The sequence below is a fragment of the Chryseobacterium sp. UF-290 genome, from assembly GCF_058245615.1.
In genome coordinates, this window is sequence record NZ_JBSICB010000051.1 from 1 (window position 1) to 266 (window position 266).

Genomic DNA, 266 nt, shown 5'->3' on the forward strand with positions numbered 1-266 from the left:
CGATGTGCAGAGCGACAAGGCGTTGTACGGCTACGCGCTGGACCTGAAGCAGGAATACCTGCGCAACGCCCCGGCCATTGACAAGGTGCTGTTCGACAACCGCCTCGACCTGACCCATCGCGCCCTCGGCCTGCACACCACGGTCTCGCGGGTGCAGGGCGGCAAGCTCAAGGCCAAGAAAGAGATCCGCATCGCCTCGCTGTTCAAGGACGCCGCGCCGGAGTTTTTGAAGATGATCGTCGTGCACGAGCTGGCGCACTTCAAGG

1 protein-coding gene is annotated in these 266 nt (G+C 62.8%); it reads left to right on the forward strand.

Features of this window, described 5'->3' with window-relative positions:
- On the forward strand, positions 1-266 hold a 266-nt coding region (locus AC4IF5_RS20455; RefSeq protein ID WP_490737800.1), incomplete at both ends, for a hypothetical protein.